Here is a 19,125-nt window from a genome sequence, read left to right on the forward strand (position 1 = left end):
AAAACTTGCGTCAATGATCTTAATTGAACCGCCGTATACGGAACCGTACGTACGGTGGTGTGAGAGGACGGGAGTTAATCGCTCCCTCCTACTCGATTAGTCCCAGTCTCTTTTTATTAATTTTGAAACTTATCCTCCTAGAAACCGTATTAAAAGCTAGGAGTGATTTGAAATGGATATACAATTTACCAAAGGACTTCAAGACAATTACAATCGGATCGCCAATTATTTTGGAAACCAATTTAAAGTAGGTGTGATGATTTCCCTTGCCAGCAAGTATACCCTTGAAAAAAGAGAATTCAGCGGAGTGGCGCTGCAAAAAATTGTCGACCAAATGGCGGCATACTCAAAAAAGTCTTTGAGCATCCAAAGAAATTCACCAATTCCCTATTACATAGCTGCTCGATTTTTGGGGCAAGATTTAGAAACATGCTTTGAAAGTTTATTGCAAAGGGATACAGCGTTAAAAGAAGCTGGGTTTCATACATCTCCATTTCGGCTGGCGGGTGCGATGATGCTGGATGAAGATATTCACCTTCACACAAAACGGGCAAAAGCTTTATATGATGAAATGCACCGAAAACAATTTTTTTTAACGGCTAAAGAAGATATACCTTATGTAGTTTTATTATCAAAAGAAAATGAACATCCCCAAAGGCAAGTAGAGACAATGGTGCAATATTATAAAGGTTTAAGAAAGCAAGGATTTATGCTAGGTAATGCCCTTCAATCCCTTGCACAGATTTTAACCATGTATAGCTCAGAATATAACGACATGCTTCTTCAGTATGTTGTAGAGCTGCGGCATTCATTGAATCATAAAGGCATTAAAATAAAACCATTACATTATCCTTATTTAGGAATTTTAGCGTTAAATGCAACAGATCATATAAAAATAGGTGAAATTGCCGAATGGCAGAAAACTTTCATGGAATTAAAAATGTTCCGCATGGCAAAGGAATTTGCTTTAATTGTCGCCATCCAAAAAGTCATCAAAGAACTAGTAGAAGTTCAAAATATGGTCGATATGAAAGAAAATCTATTTATTGAAAATTTAATTGATGCTTTGGATATTGCGCTGGATGTCTTAGATTTTTTTGTTTTGCCTGGAAGTGTCGGTGATTTGTTTGATTTCTTCCGTTGATTCACTCAAAAATTGTTAGGAGTGATAAAATGGAAATAAATCATAATGGAGGTGTGCTACATGAAAGAAACAAAATTATGGATTAACGGCCAGTGGGAGGATGCAAAAGAAACTTATGACTTAACGGCTCCATATACTGGCGAAGTGATTGCCAAAGTAGCGAAGGCTTCTGTTCAAGATGTCGAACGGGCAATTCAAGGGGCGCATGAAGCTTTTCAATCCTTTAAAAAGACAAGCGCCTATGAAAGAGCGGAAATTTTATATAAAGTTGTGGACATCCTGAAGAAACGAAAACAAGAATTAGCTGAAATTCTTGCCAGTGAAGCTGCAAAACCGATTACGGCAGGACTTGCTGAATTGGACCGCACTATTGCAACTTATCAGTTTGCAGCCGAAGCAGCGAAAAATGTGTTTGGTGAAACAGTACCGATGGATGCAGCGCCAGGAGGGAAAAACCGAATCGGTTATACAAAACGTGTTCCGCTAGGTGTTGTATCGGCCATTACGCCATTTAATTTCCCGTTTAACTTAGTGGCCCATAAATTAGGACCAGCCTTTGCAGTAGGGAATACCGTTGTATTGAAACCTGCCACTCAAACGCCGTTAAGTGCATTAGCAATGGCGGAAATTTTTAAAGAAGCCGGCCTCCCAGATGGTGCTTTGCAAATCGTGACGGGCTCAGGCGGAGAGTTGAGCGATGTGCTTGTGACGCATCCTTTAGTGAAAAAAGTGACGTTCACAGGCAGCGGTGCCGTGGGGATGAAAATCAAAGAAAAAGTTGGTTTAAGAAAAGTAACATTGGAATTAGGCTCCAATGCGGCAGTCATTATTGAACCAAGCGCACCAATCGAGAAAATAATCTCTCGCACAGTGAGCGGCGCATTTGGCTTCTCTGGGCAAGTATGTATTTCATTGCAACGAATTTATGTACATGAATCCATTTACGATCAATTTACAAAAGCATTTGTAGAGGAAACGAAAAAATTGAAATTGGGTGATCCTTTTGACCCTGCAACTGACTTAAGCGCAATGATTCATCCGAAAGAAGTGGAGCGCATTAAAGAATGGATTGAAGAAGCGAAGGCGCAAGGGGCAAAGGTGGCGACGGGTGCTGAATTTACAGAACGCACGATGTCGCCAACAGTGATGGTGAATGTAAAACCGGATATGAAAATTATGTGTTTAGAAACCTTCGCACCGATCGTTTCCATTGTTCCTTACAAAACGTTAGATGAAGCCATTCAATATGTGAATCAATCCGATTTAGGTTTAAATGCAGGAATATATACAAATGTATTAACTGATGCGTTAAAAGCGGCCGATGAATTGGAAGCTGGAGCGATTGTGATTAACGATATTCCAACATTCCGCGTGGATCATATGCCGTATGGAGGCGTGAAAAACAGCGGTTATGGACGTGAAGGAATTAAATATGCTATCCAAGAAATGACGGATTTAAAATTCATTACCATTAAAACAGAAATCTAAACGAAAAGTGCTCTGCTCATTTGTATGGGATGAATATTATGTTAGCATAATAATGTCAAATGTTTAGAAAAGTATATGTTGAATTGGAGGACATACAAATGAGCAGTGCACATCCAATGAGCCGGTCACGTACAACTCAGACGAGGCTAATCTTGCCGCCGGATACAAATCAATATGGTTCCATATTCGGCGGAAAGATATTGGCATATATTGATGAAATCGCAGCCATTGCATGCATGAAACATACCGGGAAAGAAGTAGTAACCGCTTCCTTTGATTCGGTCGATTTTGTATCTCCTGCTTACGTGGGGGATATGCTGGAGTTGGAAGCCATTATCACTTCTACAGGGAGAACTTCGATGGAAGTGTATGTGCGAGTCCTTTCCCGCAATGTAAAAACTGGCGAAGAGAAATTAACAACGGAATCTTTTGTAACAATGGTAGCCATTGATGAAGAAGGAAAACCGACGCCAGTACCGGCTGTTTATCCTGAAACGGAAGAAGAAGAGAAGTTATATAAAGCAGGGTTGGAAAGACAAAAGACAAGAAGAGAAAAAAGAAAAAAGTTAAAAGAGGCAATCGTTTAAGAAAAATCATAAGGGGCTGTTCAGAAAGTGTTCGACTTTCTGGACAGCCTTACTTCTTATAGTAATATTCTCTTAAGTAAGCCCGAAATCAAACAACGCCTATAAATCAATGACACCTCCCTGTAAGATGAAAGTAACAATTACAAAGGAGGTATTCTTTTTTTGGCAACGGAAAATAAAGGAATGGAACCGTTATGGTCTCCTTACAAACGATAAAAATTTATCGAACTGGGTGATTCGAATCGCGGAGGATTGGCTTCATCCAATCTACCATCGTATGAAAGAGCTCCTTATGAAAAAATCAATTCTTCATATTGATGAAACATACGCTCAAATACTCAATCGTTCGGATGGAAAGTCGGCTCAGTCTAATGCTTATAACTGGGTATTCCGAAGCGTTGCTTCTCAAGGGCCGACCATCGTCATGTTTCATAGTGCGTTATCGCGAAGTCGGGAAGTTTTAAAAGACTTCGTGGAAAAGTTCAAGGGAACCATCATTTGTGACGGATATTCTGCATACGCTGGTTTACCTAACGTCACATTCGCCAATTGTTGGGCACATGCGCGTAGAAAATGGTTAAAAGCCAACAGTAAAAACGCCGAAAAAGGTGTAGAATATTGTAATCGACTCTACGAATTGGAACGAAAGTTTAAGAAACTTTCACCAAGCAAACGTCGAAAAGCACGAAAAAAATATTCCAAACCGATTGTGGAAGAATTCTTACAATGGGTAGATGAATCTCCTTTTTACGGCAAAAGTGCCCTTGCGGAAGCGGCAAACTATACCTTGAAACATGCCGAAGGTCTAAAAGCATTTCTATATGACGGTCGAATTGCGATTGACAATAACCCAGCAGAAAATGCGATTCGTCCGAGTGTGATTGGTCGGAAGAACTGGCTTTTCTCTGTGAGTGAATTGGGAGCTGATGCCAATGCCATTTGTTTGAGTTTAGCTGAAACGGCAAAAGCTAATGGAATTGATTTCTATCAATACTTGGTCAAAGTATTGACAGAACTACCGAATCTTCCAATCCATCAGCAGCCAGAAATAATCGATCGCTACTTGCCTTGGTCTAAAAATATACGTGAATCATGTGCAATAGCAAAATAGCCCTCAATCGAAAAAAACATCAAGATTGTAGGGCTATTTGTCGTGCGTACCGAAAGGTGCGCTTTTTTTAATCCCTGTTTTAAGTTTTCAATGCGTCATTTGAATTCGGGCTTACTAATATTCTCTTAAAAACTTTCCCTGCGGTGGTCACAAAACGTGCCTCCTCGTCGCAATTTATCTGCGGCAAAACTCTAGCGACAGCCGCAAAGGAGGCGTCTTGAAATGACTTTTCAGACGCCCCCTTTTCAAATCTACTTCGAAATATCATGAACAACTTCGATTAACGTATCAGAAGATTTAGCAATCAAGTTAGTGCTTTCTACTAAATGGGAAATATTGTTTGAAATTTGCTCGATGTCTTTGAACGTAGAAGCGTATTGATTGCGGATTTCAGACACTTTCTTTGCAATTTGTTCAAACGATTCTGCTAAGTTGCCTTGAGTTTCAACGCTTAATTTCACTTGTTCATCCACGTTATTTACGCTGGATGTCATGTCTGAAATATTCGCTTCCATTTCTTTAATTAATGTAGACACATCTTGTACAGCATTTTTTGTTTCTTCTGCGAGTTTTCGAACTTCTTCAGCTACAACAGCAAAGCCTTTTCCGTGTTCACCCGCGCGCGCTGCTTCGATGGAGGCGTTAAGAGCAAGCAAGTTTGTCTGGTCGGCAATACCTGTAACTAAATTGACAATCTCGGAAATTTTCTGAGAAGAAGAGCGTAGATTCATCATGGACTCTTCTAATAAATTAACGCTTTTTAAAATCGTATTCATTAAATCTGTTTGTTTTGCTAATTGGGCTTTACCCTGATTGGATTTTTCTTCTGTATCCGCTACATAATCCAAACCTTGTGATGTGGATGTAGCAATGTTATGAGATTGTTCTGAAATGAATTGGATGGATGTAATAGTATCCTGATTCATATGATTCAGTTCTTCTGCAATTTGTTGAAGGGATGCAATTAAAGATTGTTTGATTTGCTCATCTTCTCTGCGAACTCGTTCCTGCTCTCTTTCGTATGCTTCAATCACCAGTTGCTGCTCAAAATTAATCACTTTTGCGAAGGCATTGACCGCAAGCAATGCGTCTTCTTTTGAAATATTCTGTTCTTTAATAATTTCTGAAAAAGAGGTTACTAAAGATTGGAATGATGACAAATACCATTTGGATAAAAGGCTAGTACGGATATGTGCAAGAGCAATTCTTTTTCGATTTTCTATATAATGTTTATCAATTTTCGCATCAAAAATATCCTGTAGATGTTTTGAAAGTGTAACTTTTAACCGATCCATATTGGAATGTTTGTTGATTAAATCGACTAAATCTTGATTTAGCGAAATGTTATCGTAAAAAGCTTGCACCATTTTTGGAATATCATTTTCAATGATCGGTTTTAGTTGACGCAAGATGGCCAAATCATTTTTTGTCAGATGAATGATGTTCATTTGTTTCGCTATAACAGGATCATGTGAAACATCAATCAACACCTCTTGGACATATTGATTTACATCAAAAAACGGTTTTGAAATAGATTTGTTATTCTTGCTTAATCGCACAAATCTCATATGTATACCTCACTTAAAAATTATTAATATGAAATTCATTTTTCTATGTAATCAAATTCCTAAAATTGTATTTTCAACCTATACGTTGTAAAATATCATTAGTTTTATTGAATTTAAAGAAAAGGATGTTTGCGAACATGAATCAACGGAGGCTTGCGTATGTCATTGTTTCAATGGTGACGGTAGCTGTTTTTTCAATGCTCATGTTAAATAATATGTTTGAAGAAGTTCCTAAAAATCATAAGATTTTAATTGTCATCAGCGCTACGCTTTTTTCAGGCTTTTTAGCCCGAGCCCTTTTCCCAACTGAACATCCTGATGAGGTAGACTCAAAAAATTTAAAAGAAAATAATAAAAAAGATTAAATAAAAGCTGCTCATTTGAGCAGTTTTTTTCTTTTTTTCACATAATAGCATATAACGCAGGACCTTCTAAAGATTTTTTTGTCTATGAATTGATAAATATGGGAAAAATACGAAAATAAAAGGAAAAATTTTTTCAGGAATTTGAAACTATTCAAAGAGCCATTCGTAAAAATATATAACAAGATATTAATAAATTTAAACGGGAGTTGAAAATAGATGGAAGAAAAGTGGGCAAAAGTTATTATTCACGCAAGTGCATTTTTTGCTCCGGTTTTAGTGCCAATATTATTTTTTCTAATTAGCCAAGAGGAGACAATCAAACGTCTTTCTATCCAAGCGTTACTATTCCAATTTGTCATGTGGGTGTTAATCGGTATTTCGACAGTACTTAGTTTTGTATTAATCGGTATTCCGTTCTTAATCATTTTCGGCATTATGACTTTGGTTGTACCGATTATCGGAATTTTCAATGCGCTTCGAGAAAATGAATGGAACTATCCGATTGTAGGACGATGGGTGTAAACAGCAATTATTTCCAATTACTGTATAGTATTTTGATGAATTGAATAGATTAAATAAAAATCGGCAAACGTAATGTTAATTGCGTCTTGTCGATTTTTTTCCCCCTCCATTTTGTCAAGGGTTTTTATTTGCAAATATAAAAAAATGGACATATAATAAAGTCAAAGAAAGTCAAAGTCAAAAAGCGAGGTGAATTGACATGAATATGAAAAATATTTCCGATTTGATTGAAGGGTATTTAAAACGGATTATCGAATTAGATGATAAAGGACATATTGAAATCAAACGTAGCGAATTAGCCGACAAATTCCAATGCGTTCCCTCGCAAATAAATTATGTCATCAATACACGATTCACGGTGGAAAAAGGCTATCTTGTTGAAAGTAAACGAGGTGGCGGTGGATATATTCGAATTTTTCGTGTGAAGCCGAGCTCAAAAGTGGAGTTGATCGATCATTTAATTAAGCAAATCGAAAATGGCGCCACTCAAAATATGGCGGAAGATATCATATATCGATTGCTGGAAGAAGGAGTAATCATGGAAAAGGAAGCAAGGTTAATGCTCGCAGCCGTTAACCGTGATACGCTGAAGCTTCAACTACCAACTCGCGATGAACTAAGGTCGGCCATTTTAAAAGCGATGTTACTAACTTTAAAATATGAAAAATGATGAGGTGGTAGGTTATGCTTTGTGAACACTGTAAGCAACGGGAAGCAACGGTAACTGTTACACAAATCATCAATGGTCATAAAAGCGAAAAACATTATTGTGAAGTATGTGCAGCCCAGTTTCATCCTTTCAACTTTGAATTTCATAAAGAAGAACCTTTTCCGATTCATCAATTACTTTCCAACTGGTTTGGCATGCCGCTTTTGAAAAATGATGTGCAAGAAAGACCTGTTCAGCCCTCCGTTCAAACGACTGCATGCCCAGCTTGCGGATTTACATTTCGTAAATTTTTAAATGAGGGGAAATTAGGCTGTCCTCAATGCTATGAAACTTTCAGGGAAAAACTTCCGCAAGTGCTTGAAAAAATTCAGGCAGGAACGAAACATACAGGCAAAAGACCTGGGCAAAAAGCGGATAACAATCGCCTCTTGAAAAAACAAATTGAGCATGCCCGTGAACAAATGCAATTAGCCATTCAAGATGAGCGATTTGAAGATGCAGCGAGATTCCGAGATGAAATCAAAGAACTGGAACGTAAGCTTGAAATGGGAGGTGTGGATACACCATGAACCTAGACTATTTCTTAAAAGCAGAAGCACCAAGCTGGATGGGGGATGGAGGTTCGGAAGATGACATTGTCATTTCCACCCGCGTTCGGTTGGCAAGAAATTTAGAAGGTTTTCGGTTTCCATTGATTTTTACTGATGAGGAAGCGAAAACTATCGACCAAATGGTGGCGCAAGCCTTTTATCAATTAAACGATGAAAAACATAATTTTTCCCATTTTACGATTCAGGAAATGCCTGCGTTAAAACGGCAAGTACTTGTAGAGAAACATCTAATTAGCCCGATGCTTGCAGGAAAAGAAAAGTTCGCATCAGTGATTATCTCGCAAGATGAAGCCATCAGTGTCATGGTCAATGAAGAAGACCATTTAAGAATTCAATGTTTAGCCCCTGGCCTTAAATTAGTCGAAACTTATGAAATGGCGAATAAATTAGATAGCCAGTTGGAAAAACTTTTACCGTTTGCTTTCCATAACGATTTCGGCTATTTAACGAGCTGTCCGACAAATGTAGGTACCGGTTTAAGAGCCTCTGTTATGATGCATTTGCCTGGGCTTTCAATGACAAAACAAATCAAAGCTTTAACGCAAATGCTCGCTCGCTTCGGCATGGTGGTGAGAGGCATTTACGGTGAAGGCAGCGAAAACTTAGGAAATATGTATCAAATTTCAAATCAAGTCACTCTTGGAAAATCTGAAGATGAAATTATCGATGATTTACAAGAAGTCGTGATGCAAATTATCGAACAAGAACGAAAAGCAAGACAAGCGCTTTTAGCCCAATCAGCCATTGCTTTGGAAGACCGCATCCACCGGGCTTACGGTACATTGAAACATGCGCGGATTATGACGAGCGAAGAAGCGGCTACTTGTTTATCCAATGTTCGATTAGGTGTCGATTTGGGAATCATTCAAGATGTTCCAAAGCATATTTTGAATGAGTGTACAATTCTTATTCAACCTGGATTTGTACAACAATATGCAGGCACTACATTAGAACCGGCTGAACGGGATGTATTCCGAGCAAAATTAATACGGGAAAAATTAAATAATGGAAAATTAAAACGAAAAGGAGAGGAAAAATATGATGTTTAATCGATTTACTCAACGCGCTCAAAAAGTGTTGCAGTTGGCACAAGAAGAAGCGATTCGTTGGAAACATGAATCCATCGGCACAGAACACATCCTGCTTGGGCTTATTCGAGAAGGCGGAGGTATCGCCGCAAAAGCCTTAGAAGCAATTGATGTAACGCCAGAAATGATTGAACGAGGCATTGAAGAATTAGTAGGAAAAGGAACAAAAGACGTAGGACCAATTGTACACTATACACCTAGAGCGAAAAAAGTTATTGAACTAGCCGTTGATGAATCGCGGAAATTAGGCCACGCTTACATCGGTACAGAACACATTTTGCTTGCGTTAATTCGAGAAGGCGAGGGTGTTGCAGCGCGCGTGCTTGCAAATGCTGGTGTAAGCCTCAATAAAGCTCGCCAACAAGTGTTATTGCTCCTTGGAAGCAACGATGTTTCCCAAAACTCAAATCCTGCGCAAACAGTTAGCACACCAACCCTTGACAGTTTGGCAAGGGATTTAACAGCCATTGCCCGTGAAGGCGGACTTGACCCAGTGATTGGACGCAGCAAAGAAATCACACGGGTTATTGAGGTTCTTTCCCGCCGTACAAAAAACAACCCAGTGTTGATTGGGGAACCGGGTGTAGGTAAAACGGCTATTGCAGAAGGCCTTGCGCAACAAATCGTGAACAACGAAGTACCTGAGACTTTGCGCGATAAACGTGTCATGACTCTTGATATGGGTACAGTTGTTGCAGGTACAAAATACCGCGGTGAATTTGAAGACCGTTTGAAAAAAGTGATGGATGAAATTCGCCAAGCCGGCAACATCATCTTGTTCATCGATGAGCTTCATACATTGATTGGTGCTGGTGGTGCAGAAGGTGCCATTGATGCTTCCAATATTTTAAAACCAGCTCTTGCCCGCGGAGAATTGCAATGCATCGGTGCCACAACATTGGATGAATATCGCAAATATATCGAGAAAGACGCAGCATTAGAACGTCGATTCCAACCAATTCAAGTGGATGAACCGACAGTGGAAGAAACAATCCAAATTATCAAAGGATTGCGTGATCGCTATGAAGCTCATCATCGCGTAAAAATTACAGATGAAGCCATTGAAGCGGCAGCTAAACTTTCTGACCGTTACATTTCCGACCGCTTCTTGCCTGACAAAGCGATCGACTTGATTGATGAAGCTGGTTCTAAAGTGCGTTTACGTTCCTTTACAATGCCTCCAAACTTAAAAGAACTTGAAGATAAATTAGAAAATGTGCGCAATGAGAAAAACGCAGCTGTGTCAAGCCAAGAATTTGAAAAAGCAGCCGCATTGCGCGACACAGAACAAAAAATTAAAGAAGAACTTGAGCAATTGAAAAAATCTTGGAAAGAAAAACAAGGAAAAGAAGAATCCAAAGTAACCGTTGAAGATATTGCCGAAGTCGTTTCCATGTGGACAGGAATTCCAGTGAACAAAATCGCTCAAGAAGAGTCCGAAAAATTGCTTCACTTGGAAGAAGAATTGCATAAACGTGTTGTCGGCCAACATGAAGCAGTGGAAGCAATCTCAAGAGCTATTCGCCGCGCCCGCGCTGGACTGAAAGATCCAAAACGACCAATTGGTACATTTATCTTCTTAGGTCCAACTGGCGTAGGTAAAACAGAATTGGCAAAAGCATTAGCAGAAGTTATGTTCGGCGATGAAGATGCGATGATCCGCATTGATATGTCCGAATATATGGAAAAACACTCCACTTCCCGCTTAGTTGGTTCACCTCCTGGATATGTAGGATTTGAAGAAGGCGGCCAATTAACGGAAAAAGTTCGCCGTAAACCATACTCTGTTGTGCTTTTAGATGAAATTGAAAAAGCGCATCCAGATGTATTCAACATCTTATTGCAAGTGCTTGATGACGGCCGCTTGACTGATTCAAAAGGACGCACAGTGGATTTCCGCAACACAGTTGTCATCATGACATCCAACATTGGTGCGGAAGCGTTAAAATATCAAAAAAACCTAGGATTTGGCGTAGGAGAAAAAGACAGCAAATATAAAGATATGAAATCTACTATGATGGACGAATTGAAAAAAGCCTTCCGTCCAGAATTCTTAAACCGAATTGATGAAATTATCGTCTTCAAACCATTAGAAAAAGAAGAATTGAAACAAATCGTATCCTTGATGGCAAAATCTTTAGTGAAACGCTTAAAAGATCAAGATATCGATTTGGAATTAACAGATGCGGCTTTAGAGAAAATCGCCGAAGAAGGCTACGATCCGCAATACGGCGCCCGCCCAATCCGAAGAGCTTTACAGAAAAATGTAGAGGACCGTTTATCCGAAGAATTATTGAAAGGCACGATTTCGAAAAACGGCAAAGTTGTCTTTGACTACGTGGATGGCGAGTTTGTTGTAAGAGAAAAAAATACGGTTGAAAATGCATAAAATTTTCATACATGAAGCTGTCCGCAAGTCAATACTAGTTGGCTTGCGGTACAGCTTATTTTAATTCAAGATAGAGCGAGCATATTGATTTAGTTATCGATTAAAAAATTTTGAGGAGGCACTAATGGTAAAAAAGAAAACAAAATTCTGCTGTCAAAGCTGCGGCTATGAATCGCCGAAATGGTTGGGGAGATGCCCTGGATGTGGGGAGTGGAACACCTTTGTAGAAGAAATAGAAGTCGTTTCAAAATCCCGTGGGGTGTTTCAACATTCAGAAGCAAAAAGCCAAAAAGCCGTTCCAATTGTCAGTATTGAAACGCAGGAAGAACAACGAGTTGAAACGAGCATGGTGGAGTTGAACCGGGTGCTTGGCGGCGGCATTGTGCCAGGTTCACTTGTACTTATAGGCGGAGACCCAGGGATTGGGAAATCGACACTTCTTATGCAGTTATCTGCGGATTTGTCCAACAGGGGGCATCGCGTGCTTTACGTCTCTGGGGAAGAATCATTGAAGCAAACAAGACTAAGGGCATCAAGACTCGGCGTTCAATCTAAAGAACTATTCATCTATGCGGAAACGGATTTAGAACTAATTCGTCATAGTATTGAAGAAGTAAAGCCCCAGTTTATCATCGTCGATTCCATTCAAACGGTGCATCATCCGGAAGTGACAAGCGCTCCCGGCAGCGTGTCGCAAGTGAGGGAATGTACTGCTGAACTGATGCGGATTGCCAAAACGAAAGGCATTGCCACATTTCTTGTGGGGCATGTGACGAAAGAAGGGCAAATTGCAGGGCCTCGTATTTTAGAGCATATGGTGGATACGGTTCTCTACTTTGAGGGAGAAAGACACCACACCTATCGTATTTTAAGAAGCCATAAAAACCGATTTGGCTCTACCAATGAAATTGCGATTTTTGAGATGATTCATTCAGGGCTTAAAGAAGTGTTAAATCCTTCTGAACTATTTTTAGAGGAACGTTCTCAAGGGGCTGCCGGTTCAACGGTTGTAGCTTCCATGGAAGGAACCAGACCTATTTTAGTGGAAATTCAATCATTGGTGACACCTACTAGTTTTAACTATCCAAAACGAATGGCAACGGGAGTAGACCAAAACCGGGTTCAGCTATTGATGGCGGTGTTGGAAAAAAGAATGGGAATGCTTTTGCAAGCCCAAGATGCTTATGTGAAAGTGGCGGGCGGCGTAAAATTGGATGAGCCGGCCATTGACTTAGCCATTTTGACATCTATTGTTTCCAGCTACAAAAATGCACCTGTCAATGTAACGGATGTATTTATTGGGGAAGTAGGTCTTACAGGGGAAGTTCGACGTGTCTCCCGCATCGAGCAAAGGGTTTATGAAGCGGCAAGACTCGGGTTTAAGCGCGTATTTATTCCTGCTTCAAACGTAGGCGGATGGGAATATCCAAAAGAAATAGAAGTGATTGGCGTTCAAACGATTAACGAAGCATTGAAGCTTTGTTTTAGTCGTTAAGAAGAATGCCCATTATTTGAGAACAATGGGCATTTTTTCACGAAAATTTGGGAAAAGTAAAGATAAAAATAAATTAATTTTTTATGAACAAAAAGGAAAAAAGTCCAAATTACGCATGGAAGAGGGCTGCAAATCGCAAAGGATTCATGAACGATGTATAATTATTAATAAGATAATATATCAAAAAAAAGGAGGTGGCCACATATTGAAAAGGGTTATTCAAATTGCTTTTCTGTTTATTGGAGGGGCATTGGGGTTTGTCTTTTTACCGCCATTATATGAAATTATTAATTTATCATCCAGTCCTTGGTTAAATAATCCATATACATCTGTAGCAATCGGAGCAATATTGCTGTTTCTTCTATCGTTTTCTTTATCAGATTATTGTGTAAGACTCATCAATTGGATGGAAGATGTGCTTTTTAAAATTCCAGCAGCGGACTTATTCTTTGGTACTCTAGGATTAATTGTCGGTTTAATTGTAGCATATTTTGTAGGGTTTGCTATTGAGCGGATTAATATTCCCATCATCACGGACTTCTTGCCGATTATTTTATCAATTATACTGGGCTATTTAGGATTTAGAGTCGGCTTTAAAAAGAGGGAAGAACTTTCTCAAATCTTTTCAAAATCTGGCGTAGGTTCAAAAAAGAAGCCTGGAGATAATGGCCAATCAGCTCCCCAAGAAAAAACGCTATATAAACTGTTGGATACTAGCGTTATTATTGACGGCCGCATCGCAGATATTGCAACGACAGGATTTATTGAAGGGGTTTTAGTTGTGCCGCAATTTGTATTGACAGAATTGCAGCATATTGCCGACTCCAGCGATTCCTTGAAACGCACCCGTGGCCGAAGGGGTCTGGATATGTTAAAAAGATTGCAGGACGGGAAATCTGTCAAAGTCATGATTTCAGAAGAAGATTTTGACGATGTTCAAGAAGTTGATTTAAAATTGGTTCGGCTTGCGAAAAAGATGGGCGCCAAAATTTTAACTAACGATTTTAATTTAAATAAAGTATGTGAACTTCACCATGTGCAAGTGTTAAATATCAATGAGCTTGCCAATGCGGTGAAGCCGGTTGTGATTCCAGGAGAAGATATGCAGGTTGTTGTCATTAAAGACGGCAAGGAACAAAATCAAGGTGTTGCTTATTTAGACGATGGTACAATGATTGTAATTGAAGGCGGCCGCAATTACATCGGTCAAGCGATTACGGTTACCGTCACAAGCGTATTGCAAACTTCTGCGGGACGTATGATTTTTGCAAAACCGAAAGATGAACAAGTCGCATAAAACGCAGCAAATGTAGGAGTTGAGTCTGTGGATTACGAAGTAGTGTTGCCTGCTGCCGGAAGTGGAAAACGCATGGGGGCAGGAACAAATAAATTATTTTTGTCTTTAGCCGATAAACCAATTCTGATTCATACCCTTGAAGTCTTTGAAAAGGATTCAAAGTGTACAGGAATTTATTTGGCGGTGAAGCCGGAAGAAAGAGAATATATCCAACGTTTATTAAACGAATATAACATTACAAAGGTAAAGGGTTTACCAAATGGTGGGAAGGAGCGTCAACATTCTGTTCACGCTTGTTTAAAAGTGATGAAAGATGTGGATATCGTTCTTGTCCATGATGCGGCAAGGCCCTTTATTCTTCAATCCGTTATTGATCGGTTGGTGGAGACGGCTTATGAAAAAGGCGCTGCCATCGCAGGCGTCCGTGCAAAAGATACAATGAAAAAAGTGCGTGAAGGCATCATTGTGGAAACAGTGGAGCGGGAGGATTTATGGGCGATTCAAACGCCGCAAGCTTTTCGTTTTGAATTGTTGCGCCAAGCGGAAGATCTAGCAGAAAAAGTCGGGTTTTTAGGAACCGACGAAGCGATGCTGGTGGAACGCCTTGGCCACGAAATCCATATTGTAGAAAGCAGTTATGAAAATATAAAAATTACTACGAAAGAAGATTTAATCTTTGGCGAAGCAATATTAAAAAATCGACAGTTGAAAACTGAAAGGTAGCCTCACCAATCAACTTGATTAGTGGGGCTTTTTCTTGTTTGACTTTACCTAAATAGAATTTTTGTGAAAAAGGCTTACAATCCATTCAAATGGGAAATATGTTAATATATGAATTGGTCATTTGCAATAGATTACAGTAAAGGATGGTGAATGCTGCATTATAGGCTAAATTAGTCTTCAGAAGATGCAGCTAGTATATGTTTCGGGTTGGACAAGGATTTGACGTTCATGCTTTTCAAGAAGGGCGTCCGCTGATTATTGGCGGAATTGAAATACCTCATACTAAAGGGCTTTTAGGACATTCCGATGCAGATGTATTATTGCATGCAATCACCGATGCAGCCCTTGGAGCGATTGGCGAAGGAGATATCGGCCGCCATTTTCCAGATACGGATCCGCAGTATAAGGATGCAGACTCCGCAAAATTATTAGAATATATTTGGAACATCGTAGAAGAAAAAGGCTATGTTCTTGGAAATGTAGATTGTACCATTATGGCCCAAAAACCAAAAATGGCTCCCTATATTGAACAAATGAAAAATCGTATTGCACAATTGTTGCATGCAGAACCATCCCAAGTGAATGTGAAAGCGACGACTACTGAAAAATTGGGATTTGTTGGACGAGAAGAAGGAATCGCAGCATTAGCGACCATATTATTAATAAAAAAACCATCTTGAGTGATGTAGCCATTTCCTTTTCGAAATGACAAAATTTATTCCCTTTCATAAACTTTTCAATGCTGCGCTGTAGTGGTAAAATGTACAAAAGTCAAGGGGAGCATGGAAAATCGCAGGATTTAAGGAAGAAATAAAGTTTTTTTATTGTAAAACTTAGGAGGAAATGATGATGGCAAAAAAAGTTCGTGTTCGGTATGCACCAAGTCCTACCGGTCATTTACATATCGGTGGAGCACGTACGGCATTGTTTAACTATTTATTCGCAAAACATTATGATGGAACATTTGTTGTCCGCATTGAAGATACAGATTTAGAGCGCAATATTGAAGGAGGGGAAGCATCCCAGCTTGATAATTTGCGCTGGCTGGGAATCATTCCGGATGAATCCCCTGAAATCGGCGGGCCTTATGCGCCATATCGCCAAACAGAAAGATTAGAGATTTATAAAAAACACGCAGAAGAACTATTAGAACGCGGTTTAGCTTATAAATGCTTCTGTACGCCGGAAGAATTGGAAGCTTCAAGGGAAGCCCAAAGAGCAAAAGGCGTGGCTGCTCCTGTTTATGATGGAAAATGTCGCCACTTAACAAAAGAAGAAATTGCAGAAAAAGAAGCGCAAGGAATTCCTTATACAATCCGCTTCAAAGTTCCTGAAAATGTCACTTATAAATTTAATGATATGGTGCGCGGAGAAGTTGTATTTGAATCAAAAGATATCGGCGATTGGGTAATCATGAAAGCCAATGGCATCCCTACTTATAACTTTGCGGTGGTGCTTGATGACCATTATATGGATATCACTCACGTATTCCGCGGAGAAGAGCATTTATCCAATACACCAAAACAAATGATGATTTTCGATGCGTTCGGCTGGGAATATCCTGAGTTCGGCCATTTGACAATCATTGTGAACGAAAATCACAAAAAATTATCAAAACGCGATGAATCCATTATCCAATTCGTTTCCCAATATAAAGAACTCGGCTATTTGCCGGAAGCCATGTTCAACTTCTTTGCATTGCTCGGCTGGTCTCCAGAAGGGGAAGAAGAAATCTTTACAAAAGAAGAACTCATCAAAATTTTCGATGAAAAACGTTTATCCAAATCACCATCCATGTTTGACCGGAATAAATTAACATGGATGAACAATCAATACATTAAAAAATTATCTTTAGAGGAAGTAGTCGAACTTTCATTGCCTCACTTGCAAAAAGCCGGTCTGTTTCCTGAAGAATTAAATGAAGAACAAAAAGAATGGGCAACGAAATTGATTAGCTTGTACCACAATCAAATGAGCTATGGTGCAGAAATTGTGGAACTATCTAGCCTATTCTTTAAAGATGAAGTGGAATATGACGAGGAAGCAAAAGAAGTGTTGGCATGGGAGCATGTAAAAGATGTCATTTCAGCCTTTAAACGTCAGTTGGAAGCGTTAGAAACATTCGATGCTCCTTCCATTAAAGCATCGATGAAAGAAGTGCAAAAAGAAACTGGCTATAAAGGGAAAAACTTATTTATGCCAATCCGTGTGGCGACAACAGGCCAAACGCACGGTCCAGATTTAGCTAATACGATTGAGTTGGTAGGAAAAGAAAAAGTGTTAGCCCGTTTAGAAAAGTTCGTAAACTAATTGCATATGGAAAAGCGTTGAAAAGGAGAAGTACGTAAAATATGTTTGACAGAGAGGGTCACCATTGGCTGAAAGTGACCTAAACCTCTATTTTACGGAAATGCACCTTTGAGCGCTTTGCTGAAAGAAAGTAGGCAAGTCGGCAAGTCGCCGTTATCGACAAACGAGGGGAAAGCATGATGCTTTCAATCAGAGTGGAACCGCGCAAAAGAGCGTCTCTGTCATAGAAATATGATGGGGGCGTTTTTTTATTAAGTTATTGACTTCTTTTATAAAAAAGATGGTAATTTAGTTATAGATGAACATTGTCCGGAAAAATGAAAAGATTGGAATTTTGTAAAGGAGAGACTGCTATGGTAATTCAGATTTACAACACGCTGACAAGAAAGAAAGAGCCTTTTGTTCCTCTTGAAGAAGGAAAAGTAAAAATGTACGTATGCGGACCAACTGTTTATAACTATATACACATTGGAAATGCCCGTCCGGCGATTGTATATGATACAGTTCGCAGATATTTGCAATATAAAGGCTATGAAGTAAAATACGTATCAAACTTTACAGATGTGGACGACAAAATAATTAAAGCGGCCAATGAGTTGGGAGAAGAGGTTTTTGAACTTACGGAACGCTTCATCAATGCCTATTTTGAAGATATTACGGCTCTCGGATGCAAGAAAGCGGATGTGCATCCTAGAGTAACGGAGCATATGAATGATATTATTGAGTTTATTCAAGTCTTGGTGGATAAAGGATATGCTTACGAATCTCAAGGGGATGTCTATTTCCGCACGCGCAAATTTGAGGAATATGGAAAGCTCAGCCATCAATCTATTGATGACTTGAAAGTGGGCGCCCGCATTGAACCGGGTGAAAAGAAAGAAGACCCGCTGGATTTTGCCCTCTGGAAAGCGGCAAAACCGGGGGAAATCTATTGGGAGAGTCCTTGGGGAAAAGGGCGGCCTGGTTGGCATATTGAATGCTCTGTGATGGCTCGAACTCATTTAGGAGATACTATTGATATCCATGCTGGAGGGCAAGATTTAACATTCCCTCACCACGAAAATGAAATTGCCCAATCCGAAAGTTATACTGGAAAACCTTTTGCCCGTTATTGGATGCATAATGGATATATTAATATCGATAATGAAAAAATGTCTAAATCATTAGGAAATTTTGTATTAGTCCATGACATTATCCAAAAAATCGATCCGCAAGTGTTAAGATTTTTCATGCTATCTGTACATTATCGCCATCCAATCAATTTCTCTCAAGAATTGATTGAATCGGCTCGAAGCGGATTAGAGCGTTTGCGCACAGCTTATTCGAACTTGGAGCATCGCTTAAATTCGGCTACAAATCTTGCGGAACAAAGTGAAGAGTATTTGCAAAAAATTGATGAGTTAAAAAAAGAATTTGAAAGAGAAATGGACGATGATTTCAATACAGCAAATGCCATTTCCGTTTTATTTGAGCTGGCGCGAATTGCTAATACGTATGTAAACCAAGCTAATACCGATGAAAAAGTATTAAAAGCATTTATTGAAACTTTTGATGTGCTAAGTGGCGTATTAGGAATTAACTTAGCGCAAAAGAAAGAAATTTTGGATGAAGAAATTGAAAAATTGATTGAAGAGCGGAACATTGCACGAAAGAATCGTGATTTCAAACGGGCAGATGAAATTCGAGATCAACTATTGAAAATGAATATAATTTTGGAAGATACACGTCAAGGTACCCGTTGGAAACGAGGTTCATAA

The 19,125-nt window shown here is 39.3% G+C and carries 16 protein-coding genes, 2 pseudogenes and 1 other annotated feature; of the genes and pseudogenes, 16 read left to right on the forward strand and 2 right to left on the reverse strand.

Annotated elements, in window-relative coordinates:
* Positions 1–172: 172 nt before the first annotated feature.
* From DKZ56_RS02830 to tnpC, 4 genes and pseudogenes are all read left to right on the forward strand, one after another.
* Positions 173–1,144 (forward strand): DUF4003 family protein, encoded by a 972-nt coding sequence (locus tag DKZ56_RS02830; RefSeq protein WP_208651225.1) that lies wholly within the window; start codon positions 173–175, stop codon positions 1,142–1,144.
* A gap of 60 nt (positions 1,145–1,204) precedes the next feature.
* Positions 1,205–2,632 carry an aldehyde dehydrogenase family protein gene (locus tag DKZ56_RS02835; RefSeq protein ID WP_208651226.1) on the forward strand — a complete coding sequence of 476 codons (1,428 nt, stop codon included), beginning with the start codon at positions 1,205–1,207 and terminating at the stop codon, positions 2,630–2,632.
* 98 nt (positions 2,633–2,730) lie between these two features.
* The gene (locus tag DKZ56_RS02840; RefSeq protein ID WP_208651227.1) at positions 2,731–3,219 is read left to right on the forward strand and encodes an acyl-CoA thioesterase; all 489 of its coding nucleotides are present in this window, start codon (positions 2,731–2,733) and stop codon (positions 3,217–3,219) included.
* 169 nt (positions 3,220–3,388) lie between these two features.
* Positions 3,389–4,330: pseudogene (gene tnpC, locus DKZ56_RS02845) on the forward strand (IS66 family transposase); the annotation flags it as partial.
* Between the two features lie 251 nt (positions 4,331–4,581).
* Here tnpC and DKZ56_RS15920 read toward each other — a convergent pair.
* Positions 4,582–5,256, reverse strand: coding sequence for a methyl-accepting chemotaxis protein (locus tag DKZ56_RS15920; protein WP_425471046.1), 675 nt, complete (start codon positions 5,254–5,256; stop codon positions 4,582–4,584).
* A 90-nt stretch (positions 5,257–5,346) separates the two neighbouring features.
* Positions 5,347–5,898: pseudogene (locus DKZ56_RS15925) on the reverse strand (protoglobin domain-containing protein); the annotation flags it as partial.
* A 137-nt stretch (positions 5,899–6,035) separates the two neighbouring features.
* On the opposite strand from DKZ56_RS15925, the gene DKZ56_RS02855 reads away from it, so the two are divergent.
* The 12 genes from DKZ56_RS02855 to cysS all read left to right on the forward strand — a co-directional run bounded on the left by DKZ56_RS02855 (position 6,036) and on the right by cysS (position 19,125).
* On the forward strand, positions 6,036–6,263 hold the full coding sequence (locus DKZ56_RS02855; protein ID WP_208651229.1) for a hypothetical protein: 228 nt from the start codon (positions 6,036–6,038) through the stop codon (positions 6,261–6,263).
* 216 nt (positions 6,264–6,479) lie between these two features.
* Positions 6,480–6,785 carry a DUF4870 domain-containing protein gene (locus tag DKZ56_RS02860; protein WP_208651230.1) on the forward strand — a complete coding sequence of 102 codons (306 nt, stop codon included), beginning with the start codon at positions 6,480–6,482 and terminating at the stop codon, positions 6,783–6,785.
* 205 nt (positions 6,786–6,990) lie between these two features.
* Positions 6,991–7,455 (forward strand): CtsR family transcriptional regulator, encoded by a 465-nt coding sequence (locus DKZ56_RS02865; RefSeq protein ID WP_208652143.1) that lies wholly within the window; start codon positions 6,991–6,993, stop codon positions 7,453–7,455.
* A gap of 14 nt (positions 7,456–7,469) precedes the next feature.
* Positions 7,470–8,024 (forward strand): UvrB/UvrC motif-containing protein, encoded by a 555-nt coding sequence (locus DKZ56_RS02870; protein WP_208651231.1) that lies wholly within the window; start codon positions 7,470–7,472, stop codon positions 8,022–8,024.
* The gene (gene mcsB / locus DKZ56_RS02875) at positions 8,021–9,115 is read left to right on the forward strand and encodes a protein-arginine kinase McsB (protein ID WP_208651232.1); all 1,095 of its coding nucleotides are present in this window, start codon (positions 8,021–8,023) and stop codon (positions 9,113–9,115) included. The genes DKZ56_RS02870 and mcsB overlap by 4 nt, the downstream gene beginning before the upstream one ends.
* Positions 9,105–11,543: an ATP-dependent Clp protease ATP-binding subunit gene (locus DKZ56_RS02880; protein WP_208651233.1), complete on the forward strand. Its 2,439-nt coding sequence runs from the start codon at positions 9,105–9,107 to the stop codon at positions 11,541–11,543. The genes mcsB and DKZ56_RS02880 overlap by 11 nt, the downstream gene beginning before the upstream one ends.
* Positions 11,544–11,667: 124 nt before the next feature.
* Complete coding sequence (radA, locus tag DKZ56_RS02885) at positions 11,668–13,038, forward strand: DNA repair protein RadA (protein ID WP_208651234.1); 1,371 nt, start codon at positions 11,668–11,670, stop codon at positions 13,036–13,038.
* A gap of 202 nt (positions 13,039–13,240) precedes the next feature.
* A complete protein-coding gene (locus DKZ56_RS02890) occupies positions 13,241–14,335 on the forward strand; it encodes a PIN/TRAM domain-containing protein (protein ID WP_208652144.1) in 1,095 nt (364 codons plus the stop codon).
* 27 nt (positions 14,336–14,362) lie between these two features.
* Positions 14,363–15,058: a 2-C-methyl-D-erythritol 4-phosphate cytidylyltransferase gene (gene ispD, locus DKZ56_RS02895; RefSeq protein WP_208651235.1), complete on the forward strand. Its 696-nt coding sequence runs from the start codon at positions 14,363–14,365 to the stop codon at positions 15,056–15,058.
* A gap of 197 nt (positions 15,059–15,255) precedes the next feature.
* The gene (ispF, locus tag DKZ56_RS02900; RefSeq protein WP_208651236.1) at positions 15,256–15,738 is read left to right on the forward strand and encodes a 2-C-methyl-D-erythritol 2,4-cyclodiphosphate synthase; all 483 of its coding nucleotides are present in this window, start codon (positions 15,256–15,258) and stop codon (positions 15,736–15,738) included.
* 169 nt (positions 15,739–15,907) lie between these two features.
* Positions 15,908–17,368: a glutamate--tRNA ligase gene (gltX, locus tag DKZ56_RS02905; RefSeq protein ID WP_208651237.1), complete on the forward strand. Its 1,461-nt coding sequence runs from the start codon at positions 15,908–15,910 to the stop codon at positions 17,366–17,368.
* A gap of 8 nt (positions 17,369–17,376) precedes the next feature.
* Positions 17,377–17,591, forward strand: a binding site (T-box leader).
* A 130-nt stretch (positions 17,592–17,721) separates the two neighbouring features.
* The gene (gene cysS, locus DKZ56_RS02910) at positions 17,722–19,125 is read left to right on the forward strand and encodes a cysteine--tRNA ligase (protein WP_208651238.1); all 1,404 of its coding nucleotides are present in this window, start codon (positions 17,722–17,724) and stop codon (positions 19,123–19,125) included.

The sequence above is a fragment of the Ureibacillus thermophilus genome (genome assembly GCF_004331915.1).
GTDB classification, from domain to species: domain Bacteria; phylum Bacillota; class Bacilli; order Bacillales_A; family Planococcaceae; genus Ureibacillus; species Ureibacillus thermophilus.